The organism is Micromonospora sp. CPCC 206060 (genome assembly GCF_036906895.1).
Taxonomy (GTDB): Bacteria; Actinomycetota; Actinomycetes; order Mycobacteriales; family Micromonosporaceae; genus Micromonospora.
On the sequence record NZ_JBAKHU010000053.1, the window covers coordinates 35,594 to 42,588 of the forward strand.

Annotated in this window: 7 protein-coding genes and 1 pseudogene; 3 read left to right on the plus strand and 5 right to left on the minus strand. The window is 71.6% G+C overall.

Annotation, left to right across the window (positions count from 1 at the left end; genetic code table 11):
* Positions 1-63: 63 nt before the first annotated feature.
* The 4 genes from V6U90_RS25380 to V6U90_RS25395 all read right to left on the minus strand — a co-directional run bounded on the left by V6U90_RS25380 (position 64) and on the right by V6U90_RS25395 (position 5,422).
* Positions 64-2,553 carry an ABC transporter permease gene (locus V6U90_RS25380; protein WP_334441543.1) on the minus strand — a complete coding sequence of 830 codons (2,490 nt, stop codon included), beginning with the start codon at positions 2,551-2,553 and terminating at the stop codon, positions 64-66.
* A gap of 5 nt (positions 2,554-2,558) precedes the next feature.
* A complete protein-coding gene (locus V6U90_RS25385) occupies positions 2,559-3,338 on the minus strand; it encodes an ABC transporter ATP-binding protein (RefSeq protein ID WP_334441530.1) in 780 nt (259 codons plus the stop codon).
* Between the two features lie 195 nt (positions 3,339-3,533).
* Positions 3,534-4,199 carry a response regulator transcription factor gene (locus tag V6U90_RS25390; protein ID WP_334441532.1) on the minus strand — a complete coding sequence of 222 codons (666 nt, stop codon included), beginning with the start codon at positions 4,197-4,199 and terminating at the stop codon, positions 3,534-3,536.
* Entirely contained in the window at positions 4,196-5,422 is a 1,227-nt protein-coding gene (locus V6U90_RS25395; RefSeq protein WP_334441533.1) for a sensor histidine kinase, read from the minus strand. Before V6U90_RS25395 ends, V6U90_RS25390 begins: the two co-directional genes overlap by 4 nt.
* Positions 5,423-5,676: 254 nt before the next feature.
* Here V6U90_RS25395 and V6U90_RS25400 point away from each other — a divergent pair, with 254 nt between their 5' ends.
* Positions 5,677-5,928 (plus strand): helix-turn-helix domain-containing protein, encoded by a 252-nt coding sequence (locus V6U90_RS25400; protein WP_334441535.1) that lies wholly within the window; start codon positions 5,677-5,679, stop codon positions 5,926-5,928.
* Positions 5,925-6,422 (plus strand): Clp protease N-terminal domain-containing protein, encoded by a 498-nt coding sequence (locus V6U90_RS25405; protein ID WP_334441537.1) that lies wholly within the window; start codon positions 5,925-5,927, stop codon positions 6,420-6,422. The genes V6U90_RS25400 and V6U90_RS25405 overlap by 4 nt, the downstream gene beginning before the upstream one ends.
* A 31-nt stretch (positions 6,423-6,453) precedes the next feature.
* On the opposite strand, the gene V6U90_RS25410 is transcribed toward V6U90_RS25405, so the two are convergent.
* Complete coding sequence (locus V6U90_RS25410; RefSeq protein ID WP_334441540.1) at positions 6,454-6,663, minus strand: hypothetical protein; 210 nt, start codon at positions 6,661-6,663, stop codon at positions 6,454-6,456.
* Between the two features lie 80 nt (positions 6,664-6,743).
* Here V6U90_RS25410 and V6U90_RS34010 point away from each other — a divergent pair.
* Positions 6,744-6,959 (plus strand): annotated as a pseudogene (locus V6U90_RS34010) (hypothetical protein); the annotation flags it as partial.
* Positions 6,960-6,995: the final 36 nt, after the last annotated feature.

The window sequence follows — 6,995 nt, forward strand, 5'->3', positions numbered from 1 at the left end:
CCGACGCAACGACCACGCCGGCCGGAGCCCGTCGGGCTCCGGCCGGCGTGCCGGGCAGCCGGGTCAGTCCCCGGCCAGTGCCTCGACCACAGGTCGGCTGGCGGCGCGGCGGGCCGGCAGGATCGACGCGGCCAGCGCGGCCAGCACCGCAGCCGCCAGGATCAGGCCGATCTGCCCCCAGGGCAGCACCACGTCGAAGTCCCCGCCGATCCGGTTGATGACGGCCATCGCGCTGGCGCTGACCGCCGTACCGAGGCCGACGCCGAGCACGGCACCGACCATCGCAATCAGCACCGCCTCGACGGCCAGCATCGCGCGCATCCGACCCCGGGTCAGCCCGACGGCACGCAGCACCGCGTTCTCCCGGGTCCGTTCCACCACCGACAGGGTCAGCGTGTTGGCCACCCCGACCAGGGCGATCACCACCGCGAGGCCGAGCAGCGCGGTGACGAAGGCCAGCAGCATGTCCACCGTGCCGGTGAGCATCTTCTTGTACGCCGACTGGTCCATCACGTTGACCGTCGGGTACCGGCTCACCACCGACTCGATCACCTCGCGGGCCTGCTGCACGGAGATACCGTCGACCTGCTGGACCTCTGCCAGCCGGCCCCGCTCGGCGGGGAACAACCGGGTGAAATCGGCGTCGGCGACCTCGATGATGTGCCCGGCTGCCACCGGGCTGCCGTCCAACACCGGCCCTTCGGTGTTGGTTACGGCCACGGCAGCGATCCGCAGTGGCGTACCGGCGACGGTGACGGTCGAGCCCACCGTCCAGCCCCGCGCCTCGGCCAACTGCGGATACACCAGAACGGTACCCGGACCGAACTGGCCGACGTCACCGGCGACCACCCGCTCCACGGTGCGCCCCACCAACTCGGGGTGGGCGGCCCGTACCTGGACATCATCGCGGGCCACCGCCCGCCACTCGTGGACCACGCCCAACTCCGGCCGGGCCTGCAGTTCGTCGATCAGCCCGGCGGGCAGGTCCGCGCTGACCGCAGTGACCAGGAAGTCGACCCCGACCTGGGCATCCACGCTGCGCTCGATGCCGTCCTTGGTGCTGCGTGCGCCAACCACGAACGCGGAGACCAGCCCGATGCCGATCACCAGGGCGGTGGCGGTGGCGGCGATCCGGCGCGGGTTACGGATCGCGTTGGCCACTGCCAACCGGGCGGTGGCCCCGAGCAGGCGGCGGGCCGGCCAGCCCAGCACCCGGACCAGCGCCGGAACGAGCAACGGCCCGAACAGCACGATGCCGAAGAAGGCCAGCACTCCCCCGAGCGCGACAAACAACAACTGGCCGGCGGCGCCGGCCAGGGCGAGCGCGGCCACGCCGGTGCCGAGGACCAGCGCGCCCACGGTCAGTCGGGGCCACCCGGCCCGGCGGGTGGTCTGCACGGCGGCATCGCTGAGCGCGGCCACCGGTGGCACCCGGGTGCCATGCCAGGCTGGCATGATCGCCGAGCCCACCGTGATCATGGTGCCCAGCAGGAGACAGAGCAGGACGGTCGGCGTGGTGAGGGTGATCCCGCCGAAGAACGGGGTGTCCAGGGCCGCCGCCCCCACGCTCAGCCCGGACGCCAGGCCGGCGCCCGCTGCCACTCCGACCAGCGAGGCCACGAGGCCGATCACCGCCGCCTCCAGCAGCGCCGCACGGAACACCTGACCGCGCGTCGCGCCGACCAGGCGCAGCAGTGCGGTACGGCGGGTGCGCTGGGCCAGCACGATGGCGAAGGTGTTGGCGATGACGAACCCGGCCACCACCGCCGCGACCCCGGCGAAGATCAGCAACACCATCGTGAACTGCTCCAGGTCACGGACCGCGTCCTCGACCGCAGCGTCGAGCAGTTGCTGCCGGGTCTGCACGGCGGCCTCGACGCCGGTGATCCCTGACTCGACGCGGGCCGCCAGTTCCGGGTGGGAGACCCCCTGCGCCGCAGCCACCAGGATCCGGGCGTAGCCCTCAGCCCCGGCGACCCGCAACGCGTCCGGGCCGACCAGTCCGATGTACGGGCCACCGACATCCCGGCTGGTGCCAGCCACGTCAACCGTGCCGACCAGGGTGAACGGCTGGGCTGCTCCGCCGGCGCCGCCGACCGAGACCGGCGTGCCGAGGCGGAAGCCCTCGTCAGCCACGGTGCCCTCGTCGAGCACCACCTCGCCGGGGCGCTCCGGCAGCCGCCCGGCCACCAGGTCGTACGACCGCAGTGCCGGCTCGGTCGGGATGCTGACCAGCACCGCGTACCCGAGCACGGGTTTGCCGTCGGTGCCCAGCAGCCCGCCGGAGCCGATGAACTCGCCGTCTGCGGCGCGTACCCCCGCCACCGTCCGGACCCGGTCGACGGCGCTGGGCGGGATGGTCGTCGCGTCCGCTACGACAGCGACGTCGGTGTACCGGTCGAAGGTGCCGGCCCGTTCGTACGCGCCGGCCTTCATGCCGTCGGTGAACATCAGCGTCCCGGCGATGAACGCGACTCCGAGGACGATGGCCAGGGAGGAAAGCAGCAGTCGCAATGCGTCGGCACGCAGCAGACGCAGGGTCAACCGGACCATGCCGTTCACCGCTGCCCCACCGACGCGCCGGCGTCGTCCAGGTGACCGAGGACGTCCAGCACCTGCTCCGGGCTGGGCCCGACCAGGTCACGGACCAGCCGTCCGTCGGCGAGGAAGACCGCCCGGTCGGCGTACGCGGCGGCCACCGGATCGTGGGTCACCATGATCACGGTCTGGTCGAGGGTGTCGACCGCCTCGCGGAGCAGCCGCAGCACCTCGGCGCTCGACCGGGAGTCGAGGTTCCCGGTCGGCTCGTCGGCGAAGATCACCCACGGTTTGGTGATCAACGCCCGGGCCACCGCGACCCGCTGCTGCTGGCCGCCAGACAGTTCGCTGGGCCGGTGCCGGAGCCGGTCGGCCAGCCCCACCGCAGCCACCACCTGACGCAACCACTCGGTAGCCGGACGCCGGCCGGCGATGGCCAGCGGCAGCAGGATGTTCTCCTCAGCGGAGAGCGCCGGCAGCAGGTTGAACTTCTGGAAGACGAAACCGATCCGGTCGCGTCGCAGCAGGGTCAGTCGCCGGTCGTCGAGTCCACCGATGTCGGTGCCACCGATGCGGACCGCGCCGCCGGTGGGCCGGTCGAGCCCGGCCAGGCAGTGCAGCAGGGTGGACTTGCCGGAACCGGAGGAGCCCATGATGGCGGTGAACCGGCCGGCGCCGAACTCGACGTCGACGCCGTCGAGCGCGACGACCGCGGCCGGGCCGGTTCCGTACCGCTTGGTCAGGTTTCGGGCGGTGACCGCGACGCCGGCGGCGGCCGGCGCGGGGGGTGCGACGGGCACGTGGAACTCCCCGTGGAGAGATACTGACTGGACCCTTCCGACGCTAGGGAACGGACCGGTCAGTTGATCTCCATCTGGCCGCTCGACCTTGATCCGCCTCAGGTCGCACCCGGCGACCTGCGGCGTACGCCTCAGGTCGTACCCGGGCGGGGTGCAGCCCGGCACAGGTCGTACCCGGGCAGGCTGACTGCCGGCTCAGCCGCCCGGGGTGACCAGGCCGCTCTCGTACGCCAGCACCACCGCCTGCACCCGGTCCCGCAACTGCAGCTTCGCCAGGATCCGGCCGACGTGGGTCTTCACCGTGGCCTCGGCGACGTGCACCCGGCCGGCGATCTCGGCGTTGGACAACCCCTGGGCCACGAGCAGCAGGATCTCCCGTTCCCGCTCGGTGAGCTGGGCCAGCCGGGGATCGGCAGCAGGTCCGGGGCCGAGCTGGTCGGCGAAGCGGTCCAGCAGCCGGCGGGTGATCGACGGGGCGACCACCGAGTCCCCGGCCGCGACCACCCGGATCGCGGCGAGCAACTCCTCCGGCGGGACGTTCTTGAGCAGGAAACCGCTGGCTCCGGCACGCAGCGCGGCGAAGGCGTCGGCCTCGGTGTCGAAGGTGGTGAGCACGAGCACCCGGGGCAGGCCGGCAGGCCGGTCGGCGCAGAGTCGCCGGGTCGCCTCCACTCCGTCCATGGTCGGCATCCGGATGTCCATCACCACCACGTCCGCCTCGGTACGGGCCAGGACGCGCAACGCGTCGGCGCCGTCGATCGCCTCGCCGGCCACCATCATGTCCGGCTGCGAGTCGAGCACCATCCGGAAACCGGCGCGGACCAGCGGCTGGTCATCCACGATCACCACGCGGATCGTCACGTCGTGCTCTCCTTCGTCGTCGGCGTCGCCGACGGTACCGGCAACCGGGCGGCGACCCGCCAGCCCCCGGCCAGGCGGGGACCGACGGTCAGCTCACCCTCGTACACCGTCACCCGTTCCCGCATGCCGACCAGGCCGTGTCCGCCGGAGGGAGCCGGCGTCACCACCGGGTGGCCCCGTCCGTCGTCGACCACCTCGACGGTGACCAGCCCGGCCGTGGCATGGTCGAGGGTGACCTCGACGGCGGCTCCGACCCCGGCGTGCTTGAGGGTGTTGGTGAGCGCCTCCTGCACCACCCGGTAGACGGTGAGTTCGAGCCCGGGCGGCAGGGCTGCGGCCGAGCCGCGTACGGTGTGCCGCACCCGTAGCCCGGCCACCTCGAACCGCGCCAGCAGCGCGGGCAGCTCGACCAGCGCGGGGCGCCGGTGCTCCGGCTCAGCGGCCACCCCGGCATCTGCCGGTGCCGGCCGATCGAAGGGCTCGACCGGGGTCGGTTCGCGCAGGACACCGACCAACCGCCGCATCTCCTCCAGTGCCTGCCGGCCGGTGTCGGCGACCACCCTCACCGCCTCGCGAGCGGTCGCCGGGTCCTGGTCGAACATGAAGCGCGCACCGTCGGCCTGCACGATCATCACGGCCATGCTGTGCGCCACCACGTCGTGCAGTTCCCGGGCGATCCGGGTGCGTTCCTCGGCCACCGCGGCCCGCGCCTCGGCCTCCCGCTCGCGCTCCAGCGTGGCTGCCCGCTCCTCTAGGCTGAGCACGTAGAACCGGCGGGTCCGCACGTTCAGCCCGACCAGCCAGACCGCGCTGGTGACCAGCCCGAGGTAGATCGTCGCCGCCCACCAGGGTGCCGCTGCCATCTGAAGGGAGCCCAGCAGTACCCCGACGGCGGCAATGACCCCGGCGATGATGCCGTCACGCAGCCGGTCGGCGTACTTGACCACGCTGTAGAGCGCGATCAGCACCGCGACGTCGTACACCAGTGGCCCCCACCCGGCGGCCACCTGGATCAGTGCGAACACCGCCACCACCGCGGTCACCACGGACGGATAAGCCCGCCGGAACAGCAACGCCACCGCCATCCCGATCCCCACCAGGGTGGCCAGCCAGCCGCCCGGCTGGGCCACGATGCCGGCGACGGCGAACAGCGCCACCGAGCCGGCCACGGCCACGTCGAAGGCGACGCTGCGCAGCGGACGGCCCAGGATCGTTCGGTTCATGATTTCCCAGCCTACGAGGTCACGCCGCCAGTCCCGGCCACCGGCGGACCATGACCTACCACAACCGCGGTGACCAGCCGGTGACGGTCGTACGGGTGCCGTGAAACAACTCCTGGCGGCTGTCCGCGTACATCGAGAACCCGGACGGCACCGTTGGCGCCGTGCCGCCGCGGTCGGTGCCGGGTCGACCCACCTCGCCGACTGTCATCAACTTTTGTTGACGGAGGATCATGTCATCAACTAAAGTTGACAGCATGATCGACCCCGCGGAGATACCTCAGCCGGACGACCCGGAAGCGGCATTTGCTGCGGTGACAGCCCTGCGCCGGCTCGCCAACCAACTGGAACGCGCGGCCGTCACTCACGCCCTGAGCGACGGGTGGACCTGGGCCCAGATCGGTCAGGCACTGGGAATCAGCGCCCAGGCCGCCCACAAGAAGCTCGCACCCCCGAAGGGAACCAAACCCGACACCCCCGCGCCCCGAGCAAGGAGAGCCAACACGTGAAACTGCCCCGCGCCCTACGGGACATCCGCACCATCAAGACCCTCCTGACCAACGCCGAAACCGAGGCCACCAATGGCGGCGACGACCTACCCGGACCGGAACACCTTCTGTTGTCCACCATCGGCCTGCCCGACGGCACCGCCCGACGCGCATTCCAGAGACTGGGCATCGAGCCTGACCACCTCCGGACCGCCATCAACGACGTACACCAGGAGGCACTCGCCCGGATAGGCGTCACCGCACACGGTCACCTGGAGCCCGCCACCCCCAACGCACCGACCGGCCCACACCGCATGACCGCGCCGGCACAGCAGGCATTCCACAGCGCCGTCGCACTGTCCAAGACGACCAGGCCCGCGCTCCTACGCGGAGGCCATATCGTCATCGCCGTCTGCGAACAGGAACACGGCACCGTCACCCGCGCCATCAAGGCCCTGGGCATCGACCGCGCGGCCCTGACAGCCGCCGCCCACGAGGAACTGGCAGCCGGCTGACCGTGTGCGGGTGAGATGGACAGGGTCTCTGTCAGGGCGGTCGACCCGGTGGGGACGACGTCCAGTCCGCAGGCAACTGCCGGGACCGGGCCGCATCCGGCACCATCCCCCGCAGGTCGGCGAGCTGGTCGGTGGCCCGGACATCCCAGGGGCCGGCCCGGCACTTCGCGAGCTGCCGCTGTTCGCGGTGCCCGATGGCTGGCCCCTGGCCGACAGGGTGACGACACCGGTGCCGGGTCATGCCTACGTCGTCAAGGTGGTGCCGATGCCCGGCGCCTGCTGCGTCGTCCCGGGGACGCCTGACGCCAGGTCGATCACCCCGGGGTGCTACCCGGACTGCTCGTACTGGTCCCGTTGTGGTGGTCATGGTCGTTGTTCGCCTGGCTGGGCAACCGGGTACGCGCCAAACTACGGCCTGGCCCGACTGACCTCCTGACCGCGACACCGGTGATGTTCGTACTGGCGGTCACCCACCCGGGAGGCGTTTCAGGACTTCCCCTGCGGCATCTTGGTCAAGTCCTGTGGAGTGGTGTTTAGCGGTTGTTGCGTGATCGTTTGTTGTTCGGTGGGTTG

Excerpts from the sequence above, each read along its gene's own strand:
- V6U90_RS25400 (WP_334441535.1), top strand. The coding sequence starts at position 5,677 with ATGATCGACCCCGCGGAGATACCTCAGCCGGACGACCCGGAAGCGGCA.
- V6U90_RS25395 (WP_334441533.1), bottom strand. The coding sequence starts at position 5,422 with ATGAACCGAACGATCCTGGGCCGTCCGCTGCGCAGCGTCGCCTTCGAC.
- V6U90_RS25380 (WP_334441543.1), bottom strand. The coding sequence starts at position 2,553 with ATGGTCCGGTTGACCCTGCGTCTGCTGCGTGCCGACGCATTGCGACTG.
- V6U90_RS25410 (WP_334441540.1), bottom strand. The coding sequence starts at position 6,663 with ATGACCCGGCACCGGTGTCGTCACCCTGTCGGCCAGGGGCCAGCCATC.